The organism is Rothia sp. L_38, from assembly GCF_050689125.1.
Taxonomy (GTDB): domain Bacteria; phylum Actinomycetota; class Actinomycetes; order Actinomycetales; family Micrococcaceae; genus Rothia.
In genome coordinates, this window is sequence record NZ_JBOEQD010000012.1 from 55,700 (window position 1) to 80,967 (window position 25,268).

21 protein-coding genes are annotated in these 25,268 nt (G+C 58.9%); 2 read left to right on the forward strand and 19 right to left on the reverse strand.

All coding sequences use genetic code 11. The features are described from left to right. Positions 1-9 precede the first annotated feature (9 nt). The 14 genes from ACRCJM_RS09740 to hisS form a co-directional block, all read right to left on the reverse strand. A complete protein-coding gene (locus ACRCJM_RS09740) occupies positions 10-939 on the reverse strand; it encodes a shikimate dehydrogenase (RefSeq protein WP_431464755.1) in 930 nt (309 codons plus the stop codon). After that, positions 939-2,153, reverse strand: a complete 1,215-nt coding sequence (gene mltG, locus ACRCJM_RS09745) for an endolytic transglycosylase MltG (protein ID WP_431464756.1) — start codon at positions 2,151-2,153, stop codon at positions 939-941. The genes ACRCJM_RS09740 and mltG overlap by 1 nt, the downstream gene beginning before the upstream one ends. Further along, positions 2,146-2,664 (reverse strand): Holliday junction resolvase RuvX, encoded by a 519-nt coding sequence (ruvX, locus tag ACRCJM_RS09750; protein WP_237185767.1) that lies wholly within the window; start codon positions 2,662-2,664, stop codon positions 2,146-2,148. The genes mltG and ruvX overlap by 8 nt, the downstream gene beginning before the upstream one ends. A 28-nt stretch (positions 2,665-2,692) precedes the next feature. Then, positions 2,693-5,380, reverse strand: a complete 2,688-nt coding sequence (gene alaS, locus ACRCJM_RS09755) for an alanine--tRNA ligase (RefSeq protein WP_431464757.1) — start codon at positions 5,378-5,380, stop codon at positions 2,693-2,695. Positions 5,381-5,426: 46 nt separating this feature from the next. Further along, positions 5,427-5,897, reverse strand: a complete 471-nt coding sequence (locus ACRCJM_RS09760; protein WP_431464758.1) for a peptide chain release factor 4 — start codon at positions 5,895-5,897, stop codon at positions 5,427-5,429. Next, positions 5,898-6,323: a DUF948 domain-containing protein gene (locus ACRCJM_RS09765; RefSeq protein ID WP_237185731.1), complete on the reverse strand. Its 426-nt coding sequence runs from the start codon at positions 6,321-6,323 to the stop codon at positions 5,898-5,900. 142 nt (positions 6,324-6,465) lie between these two features. Next, the gene (gene rpsD / locus ACRCJM_RS09770; RefSeq protein WP_083091092.1) at positions 6,466-7,098 is read right to left on the reverse strand and encodes a 30S ribosomal protein S4; all 633 of its coding nucleotides are present in this window, start codon (positions 7,096-7,098) and stop codon (positions 6,466-6,468) included. A gap of 422 nt (positions 7,099-7,520) precedes the next feature. Further along, positions 7,521-7,754: a hypothetical protein gene (locus tag ACRCJM_RS09775; RefSeq protein ID WP_237185733.1), complete on the reverse strand. Its 234-nt coding sequence runs from the start codon at positions 7,752-7,754 to the stop codon at positions 7,521-7,523. Then, a complete protein-coding gene (locus tag ACRCJM_RS09780; protein WP_237185734.1) occupies positions 7,723-7,989 on the reverse strand; it encodes a hypothetical protein in 267 nt (88 codons plus the stop codon). The genes ACRCJM_RS09775 and ACRCJM_RS09780 overlap by 32 nt, the downstream gene beginning before the upstream one ends. A gap of 306 nt (positions 7,990-8,295) precedes the next feature. Beyond that, positions 8,296-9,420: a hypothetical protein gene (locus ACRCJM_RS09785; RefSeq protein WP_431464759.1), complete on the reverse strand. Its 1,125-nt coding sequence runs from the start codon at positions 9,418-9,420 to the stop codon at positions 8,296-8,298. 376 nt (positions 9,421-9,796) lie between these two features. Further along, a complete protein-coding gene (locus ACRCJM_RS09790; protein WP_431464778.1) occupies positions 9,797-11,146 on the reverse strand; it encodes a replication-associated recombination protein A in 1,350 nt (449 codons plus the stop codon). Between the two features lie 69 nt (positions 11,147-11,215). Continuing rightward, positions 11,216-11,650: a D-aminoacyl-tRNA deacylase gene (dtd, locus tag ACRCJM_RS09795; RefSeq protein WP_431464760.1), complete on the reverse strand. Its 435-nt coding sequence runs from the start codon at positions 11,648-11,650 to the stop codon at positions 11,216-11,218. 979 nt (positions 11,651-12,629) lie between these two features. After that, positions 12,630-14,402 carry an aspartate--tRNA ligase gene (gene aspS, locus ACRCJM_RS09800; protein WP_237199408.1) on the reverse strand — a complete coding sequence of 591 codons (1,773 nt, stop codon included), beginning with the start codon at positions 14,400-14,402 and terminating at the stop codon, positions 12,630-12,632. A 108-nt stretch (positions 14,403-14,510) separates the two neighbouring features. Further along, positions 14,511-15,863, reverse strand: a complete 1,353-nt coding sequence (hisS, locus tag ACRCJM_RS09805) for a histidine--tRNA ligase (protein WP_431464761.1) — start codon at positions 15,861-15,863, stop codon at positions 14,511-14,513. A gap of 299 nt (positions 15,864-16,162) precedes the next feature. Here hisS and ACRCJM_RS09810 point away from each other — a divergent pair, with 299 nt between their 5' ends. Both ACRCJM_RS09810 and ACRCJM_RS09815 read left to right on the forward strand, forming a co-directional pair. Further along, a complete protein-coding gene (locus ACRCJM_RS09810; RefSeq protein WP_237242207.1) occupies positions 16,163-17,452 on the forward strand; it encodes a DUF349 domain-containing protein in 1,290 nt (429 codons plus the stop codon). Positions 17,453-17,611: 159 nt separating this feature from the next. Further along, positions 17,612-18,367 (forward strand): hypothetical protein, encoded by a 756-nt coding sequence (locus tag ACRCJM_RS09815; RefSeq protein WP_431464762.1) that lies wholly within the window; start codon positions 17,612-17,614, stop codon positions 18,365-18,367. Here the strand turns inward: ACRCJM_RS09815 and ACRCJM_RS09820 are convergent. From ACRCJM_RS09820 to ruvB, 5 genes are all read right to left on the reverse strand, one after another. Next, complete coding sequence (locus ACRCJM_RS09820; protein WP_431464763.1) at positions 18,364-20,742, reverse strand: RelA/SpoT family protein; 2,379 nt, start codon at positions 20,740-20,742, stop codon at positions 18,364-18,366. The two genes, ACRCJM_RS09815 and ACRCJM_RS09820, sit on opposite strands and share 4 nt — an antisense overlap. A 130-nt stretch (positions 20,743-20,872) precedes the next feature. Then, complete coding sequence (gene secF / locus ACRCJM_RS09825) at positions 20,873-21,949, reverse strand: protein translocase subunit SecF (protein ID WP_431464764.1); 1,077 nt, start codon at positions 21,947-21,949, stop codon at positions 20,873-20,875. After that, a complete protein-coding gene (gene secD / locus ACRCJM_RS09830) occupies positions 21,942-23,687 on the reverse strand; it encodes a protein translocase subunit SecD (protein WP_431464765.1) in 1,746 nt (581 codons plus the stop codon). Before secD ends, secF begins: the two co-directional genes overlap by 8 nt. Before the next feature lie 86 nt (positions 23,688-23,773). After that, the gene (locus ACRCJM_RS09835) at positions 23,774-24,121 is read right to left on the reverse strand and encodes a preprotein translocase subunit YajC (protein WP_237185745.1); all 348 of its coding nucleotides are present in this window, start codon (positions 24,119-24,121) and stop codon (positions 23,774-23,776) included. 108 nt (positions 24,122-24,229) lie between these two features. After that, a complete protein-coding gene (gene ruvB, locus ACRCJM_RS09840) occupies positions 24,230-25,267 on the reverse strand; it encodes a Holliday junction branch migration DNA helicase RuvB (protein ID WP_185174666.1) in 1,038 nt (345 codons plus the stop codon). Position 25,268: the final 1 nt, after the last annotated feature.

The following is a 25,268-nucleotide window of genomic DNA, read 5'->3' on the forward strand; positions in this document are numbered from 1 at the left end:
TGAGTAGTCTCAGCGTGTGAGCCAGGTTAACTCGTTCACTGATTCGGGTTCAAAACCTGTGATTGGTAGCCCTACGGCCTGACGCATAGCGGCCAGTACTTCTTTCTGCCGGGGCAGGGGGTGGCTCCTATCGTGACCGGTAAACAGCTTGACCTGGTCTACCGCCTGGTACATCAGCATCTCAAGTCCGCTGGTCACTGTGCCACCTCGGGACTCCCACTCCCCTGCGAGCACCGAGGGCCAGGGGTCGTAGGAGACATCGAGCAGATAGCCAGCTGACCTACCTCGGTTAGCGGTAGCCAATAGCTGGTCTGCGGCTCCAGCAGGCAGGGTACAGATCGTCACATCAAACTCTGCGTAGCTTCGAGCAAAGCTGTCGATGGGAGAAAAATCAAGGTTCAGGCCCAACCGGGTGGCGGCGTCCGCAACCCCCTGAGCCCGGCTAGCATCTCGCACAAAAACGCGGACGCCCTCCGCCCCCATCGCGCTCAGGGCAGCGAGGGCGGCGGTTGCGGTACCACCGCCACCGATGATGGCAGCCCGCTGGGGGTTCCCGACCAAGCCCGCCTGGCGCAGAGCATTGACGATGCCAGACACATCGGTGTTATCGCCCCAGGAGGCCAACCGGCCATCAACATCGTGCCGCCAGTAGACGGTGTTAACCACACCGACCGCTTGGGCAAACGGGGTCAGGTAATCCAGGTGCTCTTTGACCGCTGATTTCAGCGGCATGGTGACAGAAAAGCCGCGGGTGCCATGCTCGGGGGTATGGAGGGCAAATACGTCGGCCAGCTGGTCCTCACGGGTATCCAGCCGCTCATAGTCCATATCGACGCCGAGAGCCCGGTAGGCTGCCCGGTGCAGCAGAGGCGACTTGCTGTGCTTAATGGGGTGCCCCAAGACAAAAGCCTTGGGGCAGCCGGTTTCGTGTCTACTCATTAGGAGCAAACGCCTTCATGAGCTTCACAGAATTCATCGTAGACTTCCACGTTCTTCAGGTGCTCTTCATAGGTCTCTGCAAAGAGGGTTTCACCGGTAAAGAGGTCAACAGTGACCCAGAAGTAATAATCATTCTTTTCGGGGTTAGCGGCAGCCTCGATAGCAGCCTGCCCCGGTGACCCGATGGGGCCCACAGGCAGACCCTTGTAGTAGAAGGTGTTGTACTTGTTGCTGGCGTCCTGCTTCTGCTCGGTAGAGATATGGTAGCTCTGAATACCTAAGCCGTAGGCTACGGTTGCATCGGACTGCAGGAAGCCGCTGGTCTCACCGTCGGGGTTGTTCAGACGGTTTTCAATGGCACCGGCAATCGGGTAGTAGTCAGCCTCTCGGCCTTCGAATTCAAGAATCGAGCCAACGGTAATCACATGGAAAATCTCGTCGTCGCCTGAAACACCGGCCTCTTCGAGGGCCTTGAAGGTGTTATCAACCATCATTTGCAGGATTTCCTCGGCACCGGCGTCCTTGGGGAAGCGGTATTCGCCGGGGAAGAGGAAGCCCTCAATGGTGGGGAACGTAGACGGGATGCCGAAGCGGGTGGGGTCGGTGGAAAGAGCCTTGAATTCCTGGGCGCTGATACCGGTACCGGTAGCCAGAGCTTCAAAAGTTTTATCCATACGCCAGGTACGGGCTACCGCCACATAGTTGGTGTTGGCCTCGTCAAAACGTAGCAGCTCGCTCAAGGCTGAGGCACTGCTCATTTCTTCCTGCAACGTGTACTCACCGGGCTGGAAGAACTGGTCCTGGCCGTTTTCAGCGTATTCCTGCAAGAAACGGTCGGCGTTAGCAATAATGCCCTGCTCTTCCAGAGAGTTAGCAATACCTATAGCCGATGCACCCTCGGGGATTGTGAAGGTAACTTCGGTGCCGTTCCCTTCACCGGCAAAGTCTTTTCGCTCGAACCAGCCAAACTTGGGGGCAAGAATGGAGACAACCAGAACGAGTGCAACAGCAAAAACTAGAGCAGCTGAGATAACAAAGTTGCGGGAGCGACGGCGGGTGCGGTCTCGATCGTCCTTAGTGTATTCTTCTTCAACGGCGGTGAAGAACCCACCGTTAGCTCCGTCTTCGGTGGAGGCCAGCAGGCCGTCCAGGTCGGTCTGCTGGTTCTTGGTGTGGCGGCGCGGCGGGCGGCTAGAACTCGAGTTCTCAGACATTCGGGTTCTCCGTTTCGTCGTTGGAGGTGCTGGAATCAAGCTCACCGTGAGGGGCAGTGAGCTCAAGGCGGTAGCCGGCCAGGTGCTGGCCGGCCTTGAGGGTGTCGACAGCATGCTGCAGGATATTGACGGCAGCTACCTGATCGACCATGTTTTTAAAGTCTCTGCTCGACACACCTGCCTCGTGCAGGGACCGGTGGGCGCTCACGGTAGTGAGTCGCTCATCGACCAGCCACACGGGCACGGAAGCATCGTCAGCGGCTAGTTCCTGCACCAGGGCCTCGGCATACTCGCGGGCCATGAGGGTTGAGGGGCTCTCTCCCCCGCGCATGGTCTTCGGTAGCCCCACAAATACTTCGGTCACTTCGTTAACTTCAATGAGTTTACGAAGGACCCGCCGGTCAGAGTTCTTTTTCAAATCGCGGCGTAGGGTTTTGAGGGGAGTTGCGAGTATGCCGTCGGGGTCGCACAGGGCTAGGCCGACGCGGGCATTACCCACGTCGACTCCCATACGGCGGCCTCTGGTGAAGGTCACTGGGTTAGGCCCCCAGCTCTGAAATGGTGGATCGGATAGCGGTGAAAGCTTCGTCGATCTTGGTGGCGTCCTGGCCACCGCCCTGGGCGACGTCGTCCTTACCGCCACCGCCACCGCCGAGCACACCGGCAGCGACGCGGACGAGGGCCCCCGCTTTGATACCAGCATCGCGGGCAGCCTGGTTGGTGGCAACCAGAATAACGGGACGACCATTGTTCACACCTGCTACGGCTACGGTAGCGGCCTCTTCACCCAGGCGAGAGCGCAGGTCAAGGGCCAGTTCGCGCACGCCGTTGGCGTCCAGTTCCCCTGCGTTGTGCAGAAGGGTGCGGACGGAGCCCACCATCTGGGCAGTTTCGGTCAGCTTACCGGCCTCAGCCTGCAGCTTTTCCTTGCGAAGCTTTGCCAGTTCCTTCTCGGCTTCCTTGAGCTTGGTCAGGGTCTGGTTAATCTTCTCGGGCAGTTCGGTGGAGGACTGCACCTTCATCAAACCGGTCAGCTGATTGACCAGGGTGCGCTCGGCAGCCAGGTGGTTGAAGGAGTCCAGACCGACAAGAGCTTCGACGCGACGGTTACCTGAACCGACAGACTGCTCGGTGAGCAAGGTTAGGGAGCCGATCTGAGCGGTTGAACCAACGTGGGTACCGCCGCAGAGTTCGCGGGAGAAGTCGCCGCCCATCTCAACCACACGTACGGTGTCGCCGTACTTTTCGCCGAAGAGGCTCATTGCGCCGAGCTTCTTAGCTTCCTCCAGGGGCATCTCGCGGGTAATGGTCTGGAAGTTGTCACGGATAGCGGTGTTAGCTACCTCTTCGACTTCCTGCTTAGCAGCGTCAGAGAGACCCTCACTCCAGGCGAAGTCGAAACGCAGGTAGCCTTCCTTGTTGAAGGAACCGCGCTGGGTTGCTTCGTTACCGAGCACCTGGTGCAGGGCTGCGTGGATGATGTGGGTGCCCGAGTGAGCCTTTTCGCCGTCCTGGCGGCGCTGTACATCAACCTGGGCAATAACGGGGGTGCCTGCAGCAACCTCGCCCTCGCGCACAACTGCGCGGTGTACAGAGAGACCCTTGACGGGCTGCTGCACATCTGAAACGTCAATGGTGAAACCGTTACCGGTGATCACGCCGGTATCAGCTGCCTGGCCACCTGCTTCTGCGTAGAAGGGGGTTTCGTCGAGTACGATTTCAACCTTCTGACCTGCGGACGCCGCGGGTACAGAAACACCGTCGACCAGGATGGCGCGCAGGGTGGTTTCGGTCCGCAGTTCGTTGTAACCGGTGAAAATAGAGCCGCGTTCATCAGCCAGCTCACGGAAGACAGAGAGGTCGGCCATGCCGCCCTTCTTGGCCTTAGCGTCGGCCTGGGCACGGTGGCGCTGCTCTTCCATGAGGGCACGGAACTGGGCTTCGTCGACCTTCACACCGGCTTCTTCAGCCATTTCGAGGGTCAGGTCGATGGGGAAACCGTAGGTATCGTGCAGGGCAAAGGCATCTGTGCCTGAGACTTCTCCCTTACCGGCAGCCTTGGCGGAGGCAACAGCCTCTTCCAGGCGGGTGGTGCCTGACTCGATGGTCTTAAGGAAGGCCTTTTCTTCGGCGTAGGCGATACGGGAGATGCGCTCGAAGTCGTCGGCTACGTAGGGGTAGGCGCCGGCCATGGCGTCCTTAGAGGCGGGGAAAAGGACAGGCAGGCAGGGATCGGTCACGCCCAGCAGACGCATGGCGCGGATAGCGCGGCGCATGAGGCGGCGCAGGATGTAGCCGCGGCCCTCATTTGAGGGGGTGACGCCGTCAGCAATGAGCATGAGGGATGAGCGGATGTGGTCGGCCACCACGCGCATGCGGACGTCGTCCTCGTAGCCCTCGTCATTAGCGTTTTCAGAGCCGTGGTACTTCTTACCGGAGAGCTTAGCTGCGGCGTCGAGGACGGGGCGTACCTGGTCGGTCTCGTAGAAGTTCTCAACACCCTGCAGGAGCATGGCCAGGCGTTCTACGCCCAGGCCGGTATCGATGTTCTTCTTGGGCAGGTCGCCAAGAATCTCGAAGCTGTCCTTGCCGGTGCCCTCACCACGCTGGTACTGCATGAAGACCAGGTTCCAGATTTCGATGTAGCGGTCGTCGTCGGCTGCGGGGCCGCCTTCCTTACCGTACTCGGGGCCACGATCGTAGAAGATTTCAGAGTCGGGGCCTGCGGGGCCGGGCTGACCGGTGGACCAGTAGTTCTCGGCAATGCCCATCTTCTGGATACGCTCGGCGGGGAACTTCACGTCATTGACCCAGATGTCGTAGGCTTCGTCGTCGCCCTCGTACACGGTGACCCACAGGCGGTCGGGGTCCAGGCCGTAGCCGCCGTCTTCGATGGATGAGGTGAGCAGCTCGTAGGCCCAGGGGATAACTTCCTTTTTGAAGTAGTCGCCGAAGGAGAAGTTACCGGCCATCTGGAAGAAGGTGCCGTGGCGGGCGGTCTTGCCAACCTCGTCGATGTCCAGGGTACGGATGCACTTCTGCACGCTCACTGCGCGGGAGAACTTGGGGGTCTCGCGGCCCAGGAAGTAAGGGATGAAGGGGACCATACCCGCGATGGTGAACATGGCGCCGGGCTCGTGTGAGACCAGTGACGCAGAGGGTACTACAGTGTGCCCGCGCTTTTCGAAGAATTCGATCCAGCGCTTTGAGATTTCCTGTGAGAGCATCGAGGCTTTCTTCCTTCGGTTGGTAGTAAATCTTGGGGTGGTTCGCTTATGCGAAAAAGTCTTTGCCGAGATCGGCATCGCGCTCTAGGCGCCGTCTAATGTCAGCTTCTCGCTCTGCCAGGCTACCGGCCGGTGGCAGGGCTTCAGATTCGATGACCTGGTCGTTTGCAAGCTGGTGACGACCACTCCCCTGCTGCCAGGTGTCGAGGGAGCCGGGGCGGGCGTCCTTGGTCTGGGTGTCGAAGCGGTCTTTAAGCTCTGCTTCTTTTTCGTCCATGCCGGCTTTGACCGTTGCCGCGAAGCTCATCGCTTTGAGGGCGGCACCTTTAAAGGGGGCGCCGTATTTAGAGTCAAAGAATTGAGCCATGGTGCTACCTTGTGCGGTGATCTTTTGCAGGGGGCGGTTCGTTGAAACCTCTAAATCAGTGGACGCCGGTGCTGCGCTAGTGGATCGAGTGGCTAGATAGCCTGCGGCAGCTCCACCTGCGATAAGGAGTAGATTTTTAAGCAGTCCCATTTAGTGACCTTCGGGTGAGGTGCCGGTGTAGCCCTGGCTTTCGGTTCGGGGTGCTGCCTGGTGTGAACCTGCTGGCGTACCGCCGTCCCCCTTTACAGCCTTGCGGATGCCGTGGGAGAAGGCTGCCACCTTGATCAGGGGCTGACCTACTGTGGAAGTAACCAGAGAAGAGAGGGCAGATACGTTAGCTGAGGCGTCCGAAACGTTGCTGGTGATGCTATCGACTTTTTCAATCTGGGCGTTAGTGCTGGCCACAGTCTTGGTGACTTCGCCGATCAGCGGGGTGGTCTCATTATTGAGGGACCGAATGGTTGCGGTAAGTTCGTCGAAGACCTTGCCGAGTTTGATGATGGGTAGGGCTAGCAGGGCTACCAGGATGGCGAATACGCCTGCGGCGATGAGGCCCGCGATATCTGCTCCGCTCACGGCTTTCCTGCTTTCTGCCGAGTCACCCGGCTGTTAAAGGACACGATTTGATAACAATCTTACTTTACACGGCATTAAGGAGCCAGCCCGCTCCCCTGCTCCGTGTGGGTGCAGGTGGGCGGGCTGGTTAAGCTTGGCGTGATTAGGCCAGGCGTGAGTAGTATTCAACCACGAGCTGCTCTTCGCAGGTCACGGGGATTTCTTCACGCTTGGGTGCGCGCTCGAGCTTTGCATGGAGCTTCTCGATCTCTACGTTCAGGTAGGCAGGGGTGTCGGGCAGAACGTCCTGGTGTGCACCGGTGGCTGCAACCTGGAAGGGTGCCATCTTCTCTGACTTGGGGTGAACGTGGATGAGCTGGCCGGGCTTGACGCGGAAGGAGGGGCGGTCAACGCGGATGCCGTCTACCATGATGTGGCGGTGGACGACGAGCTGACGTGCCTGTGCGATGGTGCGAGCGAAACCTGAGCGCAGGACGAGAGCGTCGAGGCGGGTTTCGAGGATCTCGACCAGGTTCTTACCGGTCTGACCTTCGATGCGCTTAGCTTCGAGGTAGGCGCGGCGCATCTGAGCTTCACGGATGTTGTACTGTGCGCGCAGACGCTGCTTCTCGCGCAGCTGTACGGCGTAGTTTGAGTCAGCCTTCTTGCGGCTGCGGCCGTGCTGGCCAGGGCCGTAAGGACGACGCTCGAGGTACTTTTCTGCCTTGGGGGTCAGTGCGATGCCGAGGGCACGTGACTGACGCACGGTACGGCGGGTACGGTTGTGGTTTGCCACAGTTCGTATTCCTTTTCTTTAGCGGTTGGCACGGCTCGTAACGCATATACGGTGGTGTGCTGAGCGGTTCCCACGGGTGTGGGTGTGCCATTGTTCTGGTGGTCTGGCCTCCGGCGGGCCGCCCACGGTTTGGGCGGTGGAGAGTAGAGAGCAGCCGCACTCTCGGTACTACGAGCTACCCGGTGATCAGTTTCTGCCCCGACTCCGGGGCGGACGCTGCGTTTTGGGTAGTCTGCCAGCTACTTCCCTAGTGTAGCCACTCAGAGTAGGTTAGGGAGGAGGAAGTGACTATGATATCAAACATAGCGTCTCCTGTATGCTCAACAAGCTTTTTCTGGGTTTACAAACATAAGAAGTCGGCTCCAGGGGAGAAAAATCTCCTAGAGCCGACTTACTCTCATATAGGTGGAACCTTTAATTTCTTAGATGCCGTGGCCGTAGTTATCGTAGACGCTGGTATTGTTGGCAGTGTTGGTGTCTACAGCATTTTTAGGGATGTAGTCGGTGGTAACCACAATCTTGTTACGCTTGGAGTGGTTAAAGTAGTGCCCATGAGCCCAGTCAAGACGAATCTGCTTGCCGGGGCCCAGCTCATCGCGGAGGGTCACCATAAAGGTGTGGGAGTTAACACGAGCAATCTTGATTTTGGTTGACATCGAGGTAGTGAGGGTTAAAGAGGTGTTCCGGACGGGGCAGGTTACCTGAGGCGGAGCCTGCATTCCCTAGATAGAGCTGGCCGATGGTGGCCAGGCCGGGAACCGGAGCGAAAGAACTTACGTTGGTGTAGACATCAACAGAGGTAGGTGTGGTAGCTGCCTCCGCAGGAGTCAGGGCTGCACCGCCCAGGGCTAGAGCGCCTACAGCGGTTGCAGTCAGGGTCTTTTCCATCATAGGTACATCATCCGATCTCTAAAGATACGGAAGCGTGAGAAATATGCCGAGGGGGGCCAACTATTAAATCTTAACCAATCAGCGGCATACCTAAGATTTTAGCAAGCTAAAGACTGACTATGCATTCGTTTTTACCCCCCCTTTTATGGGGGCAAAAACTCTCTATTTGCGCCTTATCAGCCCCACACGGGACTCTCAGAGGACATACCAGAGCGGGGGGAGGGATATGTAAACCCTCCCCCCGCTTATCCCTTTCCCTATGAGTCTAACTATAGACACAAAGAGTTGGATTTATATCCTTTAATCTTACCAGATACCATCTGCATACATGAGCTGGTAGCCAAGCTGGGTGTTCTGGCCACGAGGGAGTCCAACCAGCTGGTTATTGAAGAAAGTAATAGCGTTGCTGGTAGAGCCGTTGAAGCCGGTACCAGCGTTACCTGCAGGGGTAGTACGCTGGAAAGCACCAATCTCATTGGAATAAACATAATCGCTACCGGAGTAGGTAACGGCTTTAGTATCACCACTGGTGTCATGGGACCAGCCAGAGAACTGGATAGTAGCACCTGCGAAACGCTCGTTACTATTGTTCCAGATAACTGCACGCTTAGTGTATGCCTCTAGCAGGCAGGCCTCATCAACCGAGGACCCGATGGAAGCGCGAACCTCATCGAAGCTAGGGGGCAAGAAGCCAACGGGGCGAATACCGATAGCAGTATAAATTGCACCGGACCCAAGAACGGTGGCATCACGCCAGTGGGAGTTAATGAAGTCAACAGCAGAACCCTTAGTGGCGCCAGTGTTGGGCTTGACGGAGAATAGCCACTTAAGGTGATTACCTTCAGCAACACCAGTCTCTTCACCAAATTCACCGGCACCCAGGTTGTTGTAGCGGCCATCGGCAGAGTAGACGTTAATGAAGGAAGAGCCGTGGGAAACGTCGCGCTGCTTAGGAGCGTTGGGGTTGTCCACGTTGATAGCTGCGGGTGAAGCATCAGCTACACCGGTGCGAGTGTTCCACTTGGCGTTGGCGGGCCATTCAGCAGGCATCCGGGCACGGCGGATGGTGCCGCCACCAAAGAGCTTGTTGATAGCGGGAGAAGTGGCAACGTTACGCTGAGCGAACTCGAAGCCAAAAGGTAAACCAGAGACGTTCAGAGACCCGCCGTTGGTGACCTGCATACGCAGGTTAGAGGTGTGCAAAGCACCGTTGGTACCAGCGTTGTTTGTGAACCAGAAACGGAAGGTGGTGTTCCGCAGGCTAGGCAAAGAAGCCAAGCGTACCTGGAAGACAGCATCGACCTGAATATCAATATCGTCAGGGCAGCTCATTGAAGCTGCATACGCAGGAATAGCAGCAGTTGCCACAACGGCAGGTGCCGCCCAAGCGGCACCCTTAGCCAGGGTGCGGCGAGAAACATTGTGAGTCATGTATGTTTTCCTCATATAGGGGGATGAAAAAGACGTGTTACCACTGCAGCAGCCTAGTGCGAACCGCCGTTCGCAATGGAAACTAAATCAATTATAGGAAAGAAAAATAGAAGATACAGCCCTTTGACGTAGCTGAGATATGAAATTGCGTGAGAAGAAACCACTTTTATATGACTATTTTTACCAGATAGGTTAACACATTCACAGCTATTGTTGCTATATGAGCTTGTCAGGGCGGAGCTTACCCCCAGTTTTCACAACCCTTTACAATTCTTGGGATTGATAATCTTCTCCCACAAATCCCACATTATGTGCGGCAATTCACTATGATATTCGGTAGGTTCAAGTAATTTTTCACCACTTGACCCACTCATGTCTACCAATAACCATCAGGCTTTCTCAATAATTCCACCCTTTTCAGTCTTTCTCCCAGCTCCTTTTCCGCTCCGAAGACCGTAGGGGCGTAGTAGACCTTCCCTGCGAGGGCATCGGGGGTATACTGTTGGCGGGCCACCCCGTTCTTTTGGTCGTGGGGGTAGATATAGCCCCTGCCGTGCCCCAGCGCAACGGCCCCCGGGTAATGACCATCGCGCAGATGCAGCGGAACCGGCCCTGCCAAGCCGGCGCGGACGTCCGCCAAGGCACCGTCGATTGCCCGATAGACAGCATTGGATTTAGGGGCAGATGCCAGGTGAATGGTTGCCTGGGCCAAATTCAGCCGAGCCTCGGGCATCCCCACCAGCTGAACAGCCTGGGCAGCGTTCACCGCTGCGGTCAGGGCTGTAGGGTCGGCCATACCAATATCTTCACTGGCAAGAACGATGAGTCGCCGGGCAATGAAGCGGGGATCCTCCCCCGCCTCAATCATGCGAGCTAGATAGTGTAGGGCGGCATCAACATCTGAGCCCCGAATCGACTTAATAAAGGCACTAGTGACGTCGTAGTGCTGGTCCCCCTGCCTGTCGTAGCGTACAACCGACCTGTTAACAGCTAAAGCCGCGTGCTCAGCCGTCACCGGCAATGGCTGGTTCACCGAATACTTAACCCCGGCGTCCTCAGCCTCACCAAAAGCCACCGCGGCAGCCGCCTCTAAAGAAGTTAAGGCCTTACGGGCATCCCCATTTGCCATCTTGACCAGGTGCTTGGATGCCTCATCCTCGAGGTTGATCACACCAGCAAAACCCCGGGCGTCGGCGACCGACCGTTGGAGCAGTTCAGCGATGTCAGTGTCGGTCAAGCCCTGCAGGGTCAACAAAATAGAACGCGACAGCAGGGGTGAAATCACCGAAAACGAGGGATTCTCGGTGGTTGCCGCCACCAGCACCACCCAGCGATTCTCGACACCCGGCAAGAGGGCGTCCTGCTGGGCTTTAGTGAAACGGTGAATCTCATCAAGAAAAAGTACGGTAGTAAGTCCGCGAAAATCGCGGTCCTCAAGGGCCTGCTCCATCACGGCGCGGACGTCCTTCACCCCGGCAGTAATAGCAGAAAGCTCAACGAACTTGCGCCCAGCTCCCCCGGCAATCACGTTGGCCAGCGTAGTCTTGCCTGTACCGGGTGGGCCCCACAAAATAACCGAGCTCGGCCCCGCAGGCCCGCCCCCCTCACCCGCCAGAACCCGCAGGGGCGAGCCCGGACCCAGCAGGTGCTTTTGCCCCACCACCTCATCGAGAGTGCGGGGGCGCATACGCACCGCCAGCGGAGCCCGCTCCCGCCGACGCGTCACCTGCTCGCTATCGGTATCTGGCTGAGAATCATCAAAATAGAAGAGGGAAGGTTCCACGGTCAACTTACCTTAGAGGGAGTCGGTATCGAGAATCAGGGTCACAGGGCCGTCGTTCGTTAGACTGACCTGCATATCGGCACCGAAAAGGCCGGTTTCAACCGTCAGCCCCAGGTCACGCAGGGCCTGCACATAGGCTTCAAAAAAGGGTTCGCTGACCGGGCCGGGAGCAGCTGCCGACCAGGACGGACGCCGCCCCTTCTTCGCGTCCCCGTAGAGGGTAAATTGGCTGACCGCCAACACCGGGGCACCCTCATCGAGCACAGACCGCTCCCCCTCTAAAAGCCGCAGGTGAGCGGTTTTTTCTGCCAGTTTGGCTACCTGGGCGGGGCCGTCCGTATGTGTAACACCTACCAGAATCAGTAGGCCGGGCTGGTCGATTGCGCCAACCGTTTCGCCGGCAACGGTGACAGAAGCTGAGGTTACCCGTTGAAGAACTGCGCGCATGGGTGCTCCTTTGTCTGGAGGGTGGCTGACGGTTCTAGCCTATCAACTGCCCTAGAAAAGACCAGAAAAACCAGAAATACCCACCTAGTTCGTGGGTATTTCTGGTTTAAATGGTACCTACCGGGTGAAGGTCAGACTCATCGGATGAGGAACCCCCTCCACTACCTGCAGGTTACCTTGCCTGTTCCTTCCGGCGAAGATTCTTAAAGTATGAACGCGGCTTTGCTAAATTAGCCTCAATCTCTGCAATAATTTTCAGTTGTTCTGCCACTTCTTGCTGTCGGCGGCCTTGAGACACATGTTGGACCTTACGGCCAACCCTATCAGTCGACTTTGGTGAATGGGTAACTACTATCGAAGTCATCAGGTGTACCCCTTTCTCAGTTAACTCAATTATCGTCGGTTGCGGCTGAATCTCCAAGACTTTCTAGATGATTCTTGTCTGGTTTCCTGCTCGAGCTCTTCCTTATAGGTCTTAACTATAGACTGAGCCAGCCTACTATCAGCAGGGTCCAATTCAGGGTCACGGGAAAGTTCTTCAAGCAGCTTTAGGGCGTAAACCTGCTCTACATGGCTTGTGCTCGAAAGGTGCTCAACCGTCCACTGCATTCTATCTTTGAAGTTTGACCTATTTGCTTCCTTGCGCCGATTCTCATTAGTCCTATAAGCAATCCATGCCGCAGTACCTGCAACAAAGACCGCGGCTACTCCACCCAAGTTCCGTAGTGAATCCCCTAAAACCGAGAACTCATACTCAGAAATAGAGAAATCCGGAACCAGACTCCACGCTAGAAACCAGCAAACCATCCCACATACACACAATGCGCAGATTATTGCAACCACTTTTCTGCTCATACTTCCATGGTAAGAGGAAGGCAAGTATTTTTCACTCCCGGCTAGAAAAGACCAGAAAAACCAGAAATACCCACCTAGTTCGTGGGTATTTCTGGTTTAAATGGTACCTACCGGGAAGGGTTGGTTACTTCTCGCCGTCCTTCTTGGGTTTGAAGTCCACACCGGCTTCCTTCCGCTGCTGGGCGGTAATCGGCGCAGGGGCTGCGGTCAGCGGGTCATAGCCGCCACCGGTCTTGGGGAAGGCAATGACGTCGCGGATAGAGTCGGTACCACCGATCAGCTGCAGCACGCGGTCCCAACCGAAAGCAATGCCTCCCATGGGGGGCGCACCGAAGCTGAAGGCCTCCAGCAGGAAGCCGAACTTCTCGGCGGCCTCTTCCTCAGTAATGCCCATGACCTTGAAAACACGTTCCTGCACGTCGCGCTGGTGGATACGGATTGAACCGCCACCGATTTCGTTACCGTTGCAGACGATGTCGTAGGCGTAAGCCAGAGCCTCACCGGGGTTCTCGTCGAAGGAATCCAGGTACTCGGGCTTGGGTGAGGTGAAGGCGTGGTGTACTGCGGTCCAGGCAGAGTGGCCCAGGGCAACGTCGCCGGAGGCGGTCGCGTCAGCAGCGGACTCGAACATGGGGGCATCAACGACCCAAACGAAGGACCAGTCGCCCTCCTTAATCAGGCCGGTTCGGTGGCCAATCTCAACGCGGGCTGCACCCAGCAGGGCGCGGGAGGCCTTGGCCTCACCGGCTGCGAAGAAGATGCAGTCGCCGGGCTTAGCGCCGGTAGCCTCAGCCAGGCCCTCACGCTCAGCGTCGGTGATGTTCTTGGCAACGGGGCCGGTCAGCTCTCCGTCCTCCTGAATCAGCACGTAGGCAAGGCCCTTAGCACCGCGCTGCTTAGCCCATTCCTGCCAGGCGTCCAGGGTGCGGCGGGCCTGGGAAGCACCACCGGGCATCACTACGGCACCGACGTAGGGTGCCTTGAAGACGCGGAAGGTGGTGTCCTTGAAGTAGTCGGTCAGCTCGGTGAGTTCCAGGCCGAAGCGAAGGTCGGGCTTGTCAGAGCCGTACTTCTCCATGGCGTCCTTGTAGGTAATACGCTCGATGGGGCGGGGCACCTTGACGTCAATCAGGTTCCAGACGGCCTCAACGATACGCTCGCCCAGGTCGATGATGTCTTCCTGGTCAACGAAGGAAGCCTCGATATCCAGCTGGGTGAATTCGGGCTGACGGTCGGCGCGGAAGTCCTCGTCACGGTAGCAGCGGGCGATCTGGTAGTACTTCTCGATACCGCCCACCTGCAACAGCTGCTTGAAGAGCTGGGGTGACTGGGGCAGGGCGTACCAGGAGCCGGGTGCCAGGCGTGCGGGCACCAGGAAGTCGCGGGCGCCTTCGGGGGTGGAGCGGGTCAGGGTGGGGGTCTCGACCTCGGTGAAGTTCTGGCCGTGCAGCACCTCGCGGGCGGCGCGGTTTGCTTCTGAGCGCAGGCGCATCAGGCGGGCAGGCTCGGGGCGGCGCAGGTCGAGGTAGCGGTACTTGAGGCGGGCTTCTTCGCCCACTTCAACGTGCTCATCAATCTGGAAGGGCAGGGGGGCTGAGGTGTTGAGCACCTCGGTCTCCTTGACCATAACCTCGATTTCACCGGTGGTGAGGTTGGGGTTTTCGTTGCCCTCGGGGCGGCGGGTTACTTCACCCACGACCTTGAGGACGTACTCGTTGCGTAAGTGCTCGAAGTCGGCTTCGTTGTGGAAGACAACCTGGGTGACGCCTTCGCGGTCACGCAGGTCAACGAAGGCCACGCCACCGTGGTCGCGACGGCGGGCTACCCAGCCAGAGAGGGTAACGGTTTCTCCGATGTTCTCGGCGGTTAGCTCGCCGAGGGTGTGAGTGCGTAGCACTGAGTTCCTTTCGATGGGGCACGGTACCGGGTGGCACTGTCTAAAGTTCAGTTTGCTCCCGATTTTACCGTGTTGTGGTGCGCCTGGCACCGGTTGGACGGGTGTGAATTAGGCGGTAGGGAGCACGCGCACGTGCAGGTCGTCGGCGGGCGGGGCCCAGATGCCGGGGTCAGCAGCTACCTGCTCGCCGGTGCGGATGTCTTTCACCTCGTGGGTGAGTTCGCCGTTCTCCCCCGCTGAGATAAACCAGACGAAGGGGATGCCCCGCTTCTCGGCGTATTTAATCTGCTTACCGAACTTGGCGGCGGTGGCTGAGACCTCGCAGGCGATACCGCGGGCGCGCAGGGCGTCGGCGACGTCCTGGGCACCTGACCACATATCGTCGTTGGTGAGGGCGATGAGGACGGCGGTGGGCACCTTGCGGGTTGCTTCGGCAAAGCCCTGGGACAGGATGCGGGCCACCAGGCGGGTCACACCGATGGACAGGCCCACACCGGGGTAGGTCTTCTTGCCGTTTGAGGCCAGGGACTCGTAGCGGCCACCGGAGCAGATAGAGCCCAGCTGTTCGTGGCCTACCAGCACGGTTTCGTAGACGGTGCCGGTGTAGTAGTCCAGACCGCGGGCGATAGAAAGGTCAGCTACTACCTTGCCGGGGGCGCGCTTAGCTGCCTCACCGATTACCTCGGTCAGTTCAGCTAGGCCCTCTTCGAGCAGGTCGTGGGTGACGCCCAGAGCGCGCACCTGATCAGCAAAAGAGGTATCTTCAGCGCGGATGCTGGCAAGCTTCAGGGCGGCAGCGGCCTGCTCGTCGGTAGCGCCGACCTCGTCCTTAAGAAGCTGGGCGACGGCGTCCGCACCGATCTTTTCGAGCTTATCGATATTGCGCAGTACCCCGGCGGTGTCGGTCAGGCCCAGGCCCAGGTAGAAGCCCTCGGAGAGCTTGCGGTTGTTGACGCGCAGCTTGAAGTCGGGAATCGGCAGCTTGGAGAGCGCATCGACGATGACCAGGGCCAGTTCCACGTCGTAGCGGAAGGGCAGGGCACCGTCGCCAACGACGTCCACGTCGGCCTGGGTGAACTCGCGGGCGCGACCCTCCTGGGGGCGCTCACCGCGCCAGACCTTCTGAATCTGGTAGCGCATAAAGGGGAAGGAAAGGTAGCCGGCGTTCTCTACCACGTAGCGGGCAAAGGGAACGGTCAGGTCAAAGTGCAGGGCCAGCTTTTCCTTCTTGCCGCCCCGGGCTTCGTCCGCATCATCAAGCAGGCGGGAGACCGCGTAGACCTCTTTATCAATATCGCCCTTGCGCAGCAGCTGCTCAATGGTCTCTACCGAACGGGTCTCAATCGACGAAAAACCGTGAAGCTCAAAGGTCTCTCGCAAAGTATCGAGAACAAAATTCTCTACCAGGCGTTCCTCGGGCAGGTGCTCCGGAAAACCAGAAAGCGATTGTTTGCGAGCCATGTGCTCCCCTTTTATCGGTTGAAAACGGTCGAAGTAGGTAACGTGCCCTCGCGAAACAAGCGGTCTCACAGCAGAGCACAGTCCCTTTAATACTAGACCGAAGGCGCACCTGCCGGGTAATTGCACCCGCTTTCGCCCTAAACACGCTATGCTGGTAACTGCGCCACCTGCGCCCGATAGATTATTGCCGCCTCTTCGCGAAGCAGCAACCAGCCCTATCGACACGGCCCGGTCTGGTGCACTTTTCATTACTTAAACGGGGGTTCGCCCCCACTACTGATGCGAAAAGAGTTATAGCGGTGACTACCCAATCCGACGACACCACCCTCAACGTAGACCTCGACAAGGCCCGCAAGTTCGGCCGCGTGGACGAGGACGGCCACGTTTTCGTTATCGTTGACGGTGAAGAATACGCAGTAGGCCAGGTACCCGGCGCATCTGCCGACGAAGCCCTCGGCTACTTTGCTCGCAAGTTTGAGAACTTTGAAGCCCAGGTTGCCCTGCTCGAAGAGCGCGTAGAGCGCAAGGCCAAAGCCGCTGACCTGCAGAAGGCAGCTGCCCACCTGGGCCAGCAGGTTGCTGTGCGCAACATGGTGGGCGACTACGCCGCCCTGCAGGAACGCCTGGTTGCCCTGGTTGGCAAGATCAATGAGCGTGAGGAAGCAGAGAAGACCGAGAGCGCCGAAGCTCGCCAGGCAGCCCTCGAAGCCCGCGAAGCTATCGTTTCTGAGGCTGAGGCTATCGTGGCTAAGGACGACTCCGCTATTCACTGGAAGAACTCCCACGCCCGCATGAACGAGCTCTTCGAAGAGTGGAAGAAGACCCAGAAGGAACACCACCTGGCCAAGAGCATCGAGGACGAGCTGTGGAAGCGTTTCCGCGCTGCCCGCACCAGCTTTGACCGCCGCCGCCGCGCCCACTTCTCCCAGCTCGATGAGGCTAATGCCAAGGCTAAGCGCGTGAAGGAAGCCCTCATCGCTGAGGCTGAGGCTCTGCAGAACTCCACCGACTGGGCAGCTACCGCCGCTAAGTACCGCGATCTGATGGACCAGTGGAAGGCAGCCCCCCGCGGCACCCGCAAGGAAGATGATGCCCTGTGGGCCCGCTTCCGTGCAGCCCAGGACGTCTTCTTCGACGCCCGCACCGCGGTGAACGCTGAGCTGGATAAGGAATTTGAGGCGAACCTGAAGGCTAAGGAAGCCCTGCTGGAAGAGGCCCGCGGCATTCTGCCCGTTACCGATATCGCTGCAGCTAAGAAGGCCCTTGAGGGTATTCTGGACCGCTGGGAAGCTATCGGACGCGTACCCCGCAACTCGGTGCGCCGCGTTGAGCAGGAACTGCGTAAGGTTCAGGACGAAATCCACCGCGCCGAGAACGCCAAGTGGCAGAAGACCGACCCCGCTAAGCAGGCTCGCGCTAACTCCATGCTGACCCAGCTGGAGGACGCCATCGCCGGTCTTGAAGCCGACCTGGCTAAGGCTGAGGCCAGCGGCAACGCCCAGAAGATCAAGAAGGCCCAGGAAGCCCTGGACGCCCGCAAGCAGTGGCTAGAGACCCTCAAGGCTTCTTCTGCTGAGTTTGGCGCCTAAACCCCAGCCTTATCTGTGACGTCTTTGTGACGCAGAATCCCCCGTCTACCGGCCGGTAGACGGGGGATTTTTGTGGATAAGGTGTCTCGGGTGAGAAAGTTATCCACAGCCTGGCAACTTTTTATCGTGCACCCTGCGTTGATGTGCTAAAACGTAGGCATGGAACATCTCAACTCACTCGGTGCTCTCTCAGAGCTTCCCTTCCCCCTAGCCCCGGGAAGGCCCAGCCCCCACAACTCTCTGCAGGTGATCGCCCACGACAGCAGTTCTTTTCAGCCTGCCCGGGCAGAGCACAAACAGGCCGATTCGCGGGAATTACCGGCGCTCGTCCGCCTGTATAGCCAGCAGACCACGGGGCTCCCCGCAGCTCAGTGGCGGGCCTTCCTCAAGGAGCGCGGGCTAGTGCACTTTCATCACGGCATCTACCGGGAGCCGCAGGACGAGCCCACCCCGCTTATGCGGGCAGCCAGCCTGGGTTTACTTACCCCGGCAGGCTACCACCATCGGATTCGCTACTGCCGAACCACCGCAGCCTGGGTGTTGGGCTACCTGCCCGAGTTACCCGAAGGGCGACTGCATGTAGACTACGACCGCGATAACCGGTGCAATCTCCCCCGCTCCTACCGGGCAGACTTTGCCACCCATCAGGCCCAGCTTCGCCCCTACGACACCATGACTATCGGGCCGATCCGTCTCACCACGCCGCTGAAAACCGCACTGGACATCATTACCCACTCGGTCGATGAGGGCGACCTGGCTATCGTCAAAGCAATCCTGCTCGATAGCCAAAACAGTGTTACTCCTGAGCTTCTGCTCCAGAGTGCCCGGGAGCAGATGAGCCTTAAAGCTACAGCCCTGCTTAGAGCACAACACCTGGCCCACCAGCTTGAGGCGGCAGAAATAGCCGGGGTCTAGCCCTGCTGGTTCATGAGCGGACGCGAGCCGGTCAGGCGGTAGGCATTATAGATGCCGGGGACGTTGCGAATCTGGTTCAGCAGGTGCTCCATCATGAAGCGGTCAGAGAGCTCTACGGTGTAGCGGTTGACCACAAACCGTTCGTCGCTGGTGTGAACCTTGGCGTCCACGATATTGCAACCGGCCTCAGAAATAACCCGGATGGTGTCTGAGAGCAGAGCTTTACGGTCGATGCCCTCCACCTGGATTGAAACCCGGTAGACGGAGTTACCGTGCGATGCCCACTCCACCGCGGTCTGGCGGGGGTCGTCAGCCTGGCTCAGTACGTTGGGGCAGTCGGTACGGTGCACCGAGATACCCTGCAAGCGGGTGACGATACCAACGATATCGTCGGGCGGTACAGGGGTGCAGCAGCGGGCAATCTTAGTCAGAATACCCTCAGCACCGGGTACCACCACACCGTTGTCATCGCCCACCGAGCGGCGGTTAGATACCAGGGAAGCGTCGAAGCTATCGAGTTCAACGGTCTGGTCGACGTCGTCCTCGCCGTAGTAGAGGTTGACCAGGGAGGTAATGACGGCCTGGGTCTCCACCTCGTTCTCGCCCACAGCGTGGTAGAGGGTGGCCACATCGTGCTTGTGCAGGTCCTGGGCCACCTGCAACATAAGCTCGGGCGTCATCATCTTGGTTAGGGGCAGCTCGTGCTGACGCATAGCCTTGACCACGCGCTCCTTGCCCCGGTTCATGGCCTCGATGCGGCGGCCCTTGGCGTAGTGCTGGCGAATCTTGGTGCGGGCCTTGCTGGTGCGCACGAACTTGAGCCAGTCCTCGCTCGGGGCGTGGTTCTCGTCCTTGGTTGTCTGAATCTCAACCGTTGAGGCGGTTTCGAGCTCGGTGTGCAGGGGAACCAGCTTGCCGTTGACCTTAGCACCGATAGTGCGATCCCCCACCTCGGTGTGGATAGCGTAGGCAAAGTCAACGGGGGTTGAGCCCACCGGCAGGCTAATGGGCTTACCCTGCGGAGTCAGCACCACAATCTCATCGGTCTCAAGCCGCTCAGACAGCTGCTGGTAGAACTGCTCAGACTCGGGGTTGGAGTTCGAAATCTCAGAAATCGACTGCAAAATGCCGATGTTGAAGGCAGCGGTCTGGGTGCTAGGTTCCTTGGGTGAAAGGTCTACCTTTTCACCGCGGGAGGCAGCCTTATACCGCCAGTGGGCAGCCACACCGTACTCTGCCTCTTCGTGCATCTTGTAGGTACGGATCTGGATTTCCAGGGGCAGACCGCCGGGCCCGTGCACCGTCATGTGCAGCGACTGGTAGTGGTTGTGCTTAGGCTGCTTGATGTAGTCCTTGAAGCGCCCAGGAACCGCCATCCACAACGACATCACGTGCCCCAGGGCGGTGTAGCAATCGTTCTCATCCTCGACCATGATGCGCACGGCCAGAATATCGTTGATGTCGTCGAAGCTCTTACCCTTGGTCTTCATCTTCTGATGAATCGAGTAGTAGTGCTTAGGGCGGCCCGTTACAGTGGCCTCAATACCTACCTGGGCCAGGCGATCCTCAATCGTCACACGGGCCTCGGCCAGATACTTTTCGAGCTTAGGGGTACGCTCACCCACCATCCGCACAATCTCGGCGTAGATATCGGGGCTCATAGCGGCAAAGGAGAGGTCTTCCAGCTCCCACTTGATGGTGTTCAGGCCCAGGCGGTGGGCCAGCGGGGCATAGATCTGCAGGGTCTCTTCGGCCTTACGCGCCGCGGAGGCACCGGAGACAAACCTCCAGGTACGGGCGTTGTGCAGACGGTCAGCCAGTTTGATGAGCAGCACGCGCACATCCTGCGACATTGAGATAACCAGCTTGCGAATTGTCTCGATGGGGGCGTTATCGCCGTAGCTAACCTTATCAAGCTTGGTCACACCGTCTACCAGGTAAGCGACCTCGGTACCGAAATCAGCGGTGAGCTGCTCCTGAGTGTACTCGGTATCTTCGACCGTATCGTGCAGCAGACCAGCGACCAGCACGGGGCCGGTAGCACCTATCTCAGCCAGGATGGTCGTTACAGCTACCGGGTGGGTGATGTAGGGGTCGCCGCTCTTGCGCTTCTGCCCCCGGTGGTAGTGGTTCGCGACCTGGAAGGCCCGCTGCAGCACCTCAAGGTCTTCATCGGGGTGGTACTTCTTGACGGTGCGAATTACCGGCGCCAGCACCGGAGAAAAACGGGGGGCAGGGCCCTCTTGCTGCTCCCGCCCAAATACCAGGCGGGTTGGCACACGCCCCGAAGCAGACATGACCCGGTGCGACCCGCGAACCGGCCGCTTACCCTCTGCGCGAGAATCCTTCTGGCTGCTCTCTTCTGACCGGCTCATGCCCAATTCCCCCTCAAACTGAAATACTCGTGTGGGACTATCTTAGATTAATTCCACACGGCGCGTAACAAAAACGGGAGCGGACTGTATTCCGCTCCCGTTTCTAGGGTAAAAGGCCTAGCTCTTGGCCCTACTTGCTATCGAGGTTAACCGAATGCACGGTGACCATCACCGGGGCATCCTGCTGCGCACCGGCGTCCTCGCGCTCTTCGGCCTCTTCTACCTGCCCCTGGCGGGCACGGCGGACGAGCTTGGTATGCTCACGCACGCCCTTCTCACCCAGGCGCAGGGCAGCATAGGCGGGAGCCGCAACAAAAAGCGTTCCCAGGGTGCCGATGATGATACCGACAAAGAGGGCTAGGGAGAGGTCCTTGAGGGTACCCGCCCCCAAGAGCAGGGCGCCGATAAAGAGAATCGAGCCCACCGGCAAAATACCCACAATCGAGGTGTTGATAGAACGCACCAGGGTCTGGTTAACCGCCAAATTCACTTGCTCAGCGAAAGTGGTATCACGGCGCTTCTCAAGCCCCTCGGTATTCTCACGAATCTTATCGAAAACCACCACGGTGTCGTAGAGAGAGTAGCTCAACACGGTCAGGAAGCCGATAATCGCACTGGGAGTAATCTCAAAACCGATGAGAGCGTACAGACCCACGGTAGTCACGATGGTAAAGATCAGGCCAGCAATTGCCGAGACCGACATCTTCCAGGTACGGAAGTACAGGGCCATACCAATCATCACCAGCAGAATAAACCAGACCAGACCCACCAGAGCCTGCTGGGTCACCCCAGCGCCCCAGGTGGGGCCTACGAAGGACGAGGTCACCTGATCAGCGCTTACGCCGTAGGCCGACTGCAGGGCCTGGCCCACAGCCAGAGTCTCATCGTCCGTCAGCTCACTCATCTGGGCCCGCACGGTACCCGCAGCGATATTAGTGACGCGCACGTCGGTCGCCTCGGGGGCGGCGTCCGCAATCGCCTGCTGACCGATAGAAATATCGGTATCAGCCACCTGCGACACGGTGAACTCAGAGCCACCGCGGAACTCAATACCCAGATTGAAGCCACCGCGCACCACCGGCACCAGGGCCGCCAGCACAACCAGGGCCAGGGCAATCGTCAGCCACAAACGACGCTTAGGCACAAACCCAAACGACCGCTGACCAGAATGCAGTTCATTACCGAACTGAGCAAGTTTATTAGCCACGGCGGGTCTCCTCGGTAGTGGTGGAATATGCGGCAGGCAGGGGCTCCGCATCAGCACTCCCCTGCGCCGCTTCGGCTTCAGCCGCCTCAGCAGCTAGGCGCTCGCGGCGCTTCCGTTCAGCTAGGGATAGGGTGCCTTCAGCTTCTTCGGGTGTGCGGACGCGCCCCGCACCCCGGTAGAGCGGGGTTGAGCCAAGTGCTACCGGGTCCATACCCGAAAAACGTCCACCGTTTCGGAAGTAGTCCTTGCGGCCCAGCAGAACCATGAGCGGGTGGATGAAGAGGAAGGTGATAATCAAGTCAGACACCGCGGTCAGGCCCAGGGTGAAGGCAAAGCCGCGCACGTTACCAACTGAAGCGAAGTAGAGCACTACAGCGGCCAGCAGGTTCACGGCCTTAGAGGCCATGATGGTGCGCTTGGCGCGCAGCCAACCGTGGTCGATAGCGGCAGGAATGGTGCGGCCGGCACGAATCTCATCGCGAATACGTTCAAAGTAGACGATAAAGGAGTCTGCCATCAGACCAATGGACACAATCAGACCGGCCACGCCCGCCAGAGACAGGCGGTAGTTCATCAAGTGGCCCAGCAGCACAATCACCCCGTAGGAGAGCAGACCAGCCACAATAATCGAGGTGATATTGACCAGGCCCACCAGACGGTACTGGAAGAGGGAGTAGACAAACACCAGTAGCAGACCGATTAGACCGGCAATCAGACCCATCTTTAGCTGGTCAGCACCCAGGGTTGCAGAAATCTGCTGTTCTGACTGGATAGTGAAACTAATGGGCAGGGCACCGTACTTGAGCTGCTCAGCCAGGTTGGCTGCCTCTTCTTCGGTAAAGTTACCGGTGATCTGGGGCTGGCCGTTGGTAATCACTGCCTGGGTAACGGGGGAAGAGAGCACCTGGCCGTCCAGCATGATGGCGAAACGGGCGCGGGGGTCGGACGCGTTGGTGCCGCGAATAGCGTTCAGGCGGGTGGTGACGTCCTTAAAGGTCTGGGTAGCAGCCTCGTTGAAGACGATGTTCACACCCCACTGGCCGGTCGCGTAACCGGTTGAGCTAGCCACCTGGGAGTAGGAGGCTGTATCGATATCGGTACCCTCAATTTCGATGGGGCCCAGGATGTACTTTTCACTTCCGTCTGAGGCGCAGGCGACAATGGCGGAGTTGGGGTCCTGGTTAGAGGTATCGACGTTGGCGGGTACGGTGCAGTCCAGCTGCTCGTACTGGCGCCAGAGATCGCCTGTCACCCAGTTATAGTCGGACCCGTCGGTGGGTTCAGCCGTCGGTGAGGGTAGGGCGTCCTCGGCAGCGGCAGCGTCCGCCGCAACCGCCTGCGGGGTGCCAGCGTTAATAACCGCGCGGAAGCTCATTTGCGCCGAGGTCTGAATCAGATCGCGGGTTTCTGAGCTCAAGGTACCGGGCACAGAAACAACGACGTTCTGGCCCGACTGGGTGGTCACTTCAGCTTCTGCCACGCCCGCGCCGTCGACGCGCTGGCGGATAATTTCAACAGCCTGGTCGAGCTGCTCAGCGGTAATGGCCTCGCCCGAGGAGTCGTTGACCTCGGGCGACAGGATGAGCTGGGTACCGCCAGAGAGGTCTAGGGCCAGCTTGGGCAGCCAGCTGCCCCCGGAAAAGGTGGTGCCGAAGATTCCTCCGGCGAGTAAGAGCAGCACCAGGGCCATCGAGGCAAGTGCCCCTCTGGCTTTGGTGACGTTGGATGGTTGAGCCATCTGTGCCCCTTCAGGTGAGTGGGTTCGTGAAACGTGAAAAAGCGCGCCACCTCTGAATCTAGAGGTAGCGCACCCTAAGCTGTGGTTTAGTTTTTGGGATCGTCTGCGACTTCACCCTGGATAACAGGACGCTCGGCGTCGGCTACCGGCGCGGCAGCGGTGTCTTCCTCGATGCTGGTGACGGTCATGAGATGAACCTTAGCCACGGTGCCCGGAGCGATTTCCAGGTGGGCGGTGTTGGCTTCCTTGTCGATGGAGACAACAGAGCCGTAGAGACCAAAGTTAGTCATGACCTGGGTGCCGGGCACCATGGCGTCCTGACGTTCCTTAATCTGCTGCTGGGCTTTCTTGGCGCGGCGGGCCGGTAGCACGATGAGCACCAGCATCATGATGCCCAGAAGTAGGAGCATAAACAGGGGTGAGCCTGACTGCACGAGAATCCCTCTTAACGTAGTTGGTGGGGGTGAACAAACTAAGTCCCCATTCTATGCCAAGTTCCTTGCAGTTGGCTGGTTACCCTCTGATATTACAGGGGCGGACGGCTAGGGCAGCTCGGGTGCCTCTAGCCCCAGGTGCTCCCAGGCAGCGGGTAGGGCAACTCGCCCACGGGGGGTTCGCCCGATCAGGCCCTCGCGTACCAGGTAGGGCTCGGCGACGGTCTCAACGGTTTCGGTCTCTTCGCCCACCGCAATAGCCAGGGTGGAGAGGCCCACCGGTCCCCCGCCGAACTTGGTAATCAGAGCTTCAAGCACCGCACGGTCTAGGCGGTCCAGGCCGCGCTCATCGACCTCGTACATGTTGAGGGCTGTTGCTGCCGCTGAGGCCTCGATACGGTCGATGCCGTTGACCAGAGCCCAGTCGCGCACGCGACGCAGCAGGCGGTTGGCGATTCGGGGTGTACCCCGGGACCGACCCGCAATCTCTGCAAAGCCCTCGGGGCTAATGTTGAGTTCCATCAGGCCAGCAGACCGGCGGATTACACTCTCTAGCTCGGTAACCGAGTAGAACTCCAGGTGGCCGGTAAAGCCGAAGCGGTCACGCAGGGGCCCGGGCAGCAGACCCGCGCGGGTGGTTGCCCCCACCAGGGTGAAGGGCGGCAGCTCCAGGGGAATAGAGGTTGCCCCGGCACCCTTGCCCACCACGATATCCACACGGAAGTCTTCCATGGCCATATAGAGCATCTCTTCAGCCGGGCGGCTCATACGGTGAATTTCATCAAGAAAGAGCACTTCGCCGGGGGTGAGCGACGAAAGAATCGCAGCCAGGTCACCCGAGTGCTGAATAGCCGGGCCAGAGGTAATACGCAGGGGGGCGTCCATCTCGGCAGCAATAATCATCGCCAGGGTAGTCTTACCCAGACCGGGAGGACCCGACAGGAGCACATGGTCGGCCGAGCGTCCGCGCATCTTCGATGCCTCAAGCACCAGCGACAGCTGCTGACGCACGCGCTGCTGCCCCACAAAGTCATCAAGAGACTTGGGACGCAGGGCCGCCTCAATCATTTTTTCTTCTGGCTCTTCATCCATCGAAACCAGGCGCTGGCCGGGAATCTGGCCATCGGCGTGAGGGAACTGGCTCATA

Excerpts from the sequence above, each read along its gene's own strand:
- ACRCJM_RS09740 (WP_431464755.1), bottom strand. The coding sequence starts at position 939 with ATGAGTAGACACGAAACCGGCTGCCCCAAGGCTTTTGTCTTGGGGCAC.
- mltG (WP_431464756.1), bottom strand. The coding sequence starts at position 2,153 with ATGTCTGAGAACTCGAGTTCTAGCCGCCCGCCGCGCCGCCACACCAAG.
- ruvX (WP_237185767.1), bottom strand. The coding sequence starts at position 2,664 with ATGGGAGTCGACGTGGGTAATGCCCGCGTCGGCCTAGCCCTGTGCGAC.
- alaS (WP_431464757.1), bottom strand. The coding sequence starts at position 5,380 with ATGCTCTCACAGGAAATCTCAAAGCGCTGGATCGAATTCTTCGAAAAG.
- ACRCJM_RS09760 (WP_431464758.1), bottom strand. The coding sequence starts at position 5,897 with ATGGGACTGCTTAAAAATCTACTCCTTATCGCAGGTGGAGCTGCCGCA.
- ACRCJM_RS09775 (WP_237185733.1), bottom strand. The coding sequence starts at position 7,754 with ATGTCAACCAAAATCAAGATTGCTCGTGTTAACTCCCACACCTTTATG.
- ACRCJM_RS09780 (WP_237185734.1), bottom strand. The coding sequence starts at position 7,989 with ATGATGGAAAAGACCCTGACTGCAACCGCTGTAGGCGCTCTAGCCCTG.
- ACRCJM_RS09785 (WP_431464759.1), bottom strand. The coding sequence starts at position 9,420 with ATGACTCACAATGTTTCTCGCCGCACCCTGGCTAAGGGTGCCGCTTGG.
- dtd (WP_431464760.1), bottom strand. The coding sequence starts at position 11,650 with ATGCGCGCAGTTCTTCAACGGGTAACCTCAGCTTCTGTCACCGTTGCC.
- hisS (WP_431464761.1), bottom strand. The coding sequence starts at position 15,863 with ATGGCTCGCAAACAATCGCTTTCTGGTTTTCCGGAGCACCTGCCCGAG.
- ACRCJM_RS09815 (WP_431464762.1), top strand. The coding sequence starts at position 17,612 with ATGGAACATCTCAACTCACTCGGTGCTCTCTCAGAGCTTCCCTTCCCC.
- ACRCJM_RS09820 (WP_431464763.1), bottom strand. The coding sequence starts at position 20,742 with ATGAGCCGGTCAGAAGAGAGCAGCCAGAAGGATTCTCGCGCAGAGGGT.
- secD (WP_431464765.1), bottom strand. The coding sequence starts at position 23,687 with ATGGCTCAACCATCCAACGTCACCAAAGCCAGAGGGGCACTTGCCTCG.
- ruvB (WP_185174666.1), bottom strand. The coding sequence starts at position 25,267 with ATGAGCCAGTTCCCTCACGCCGATGGCCAGATTCCCGGCCAGCGCCTG.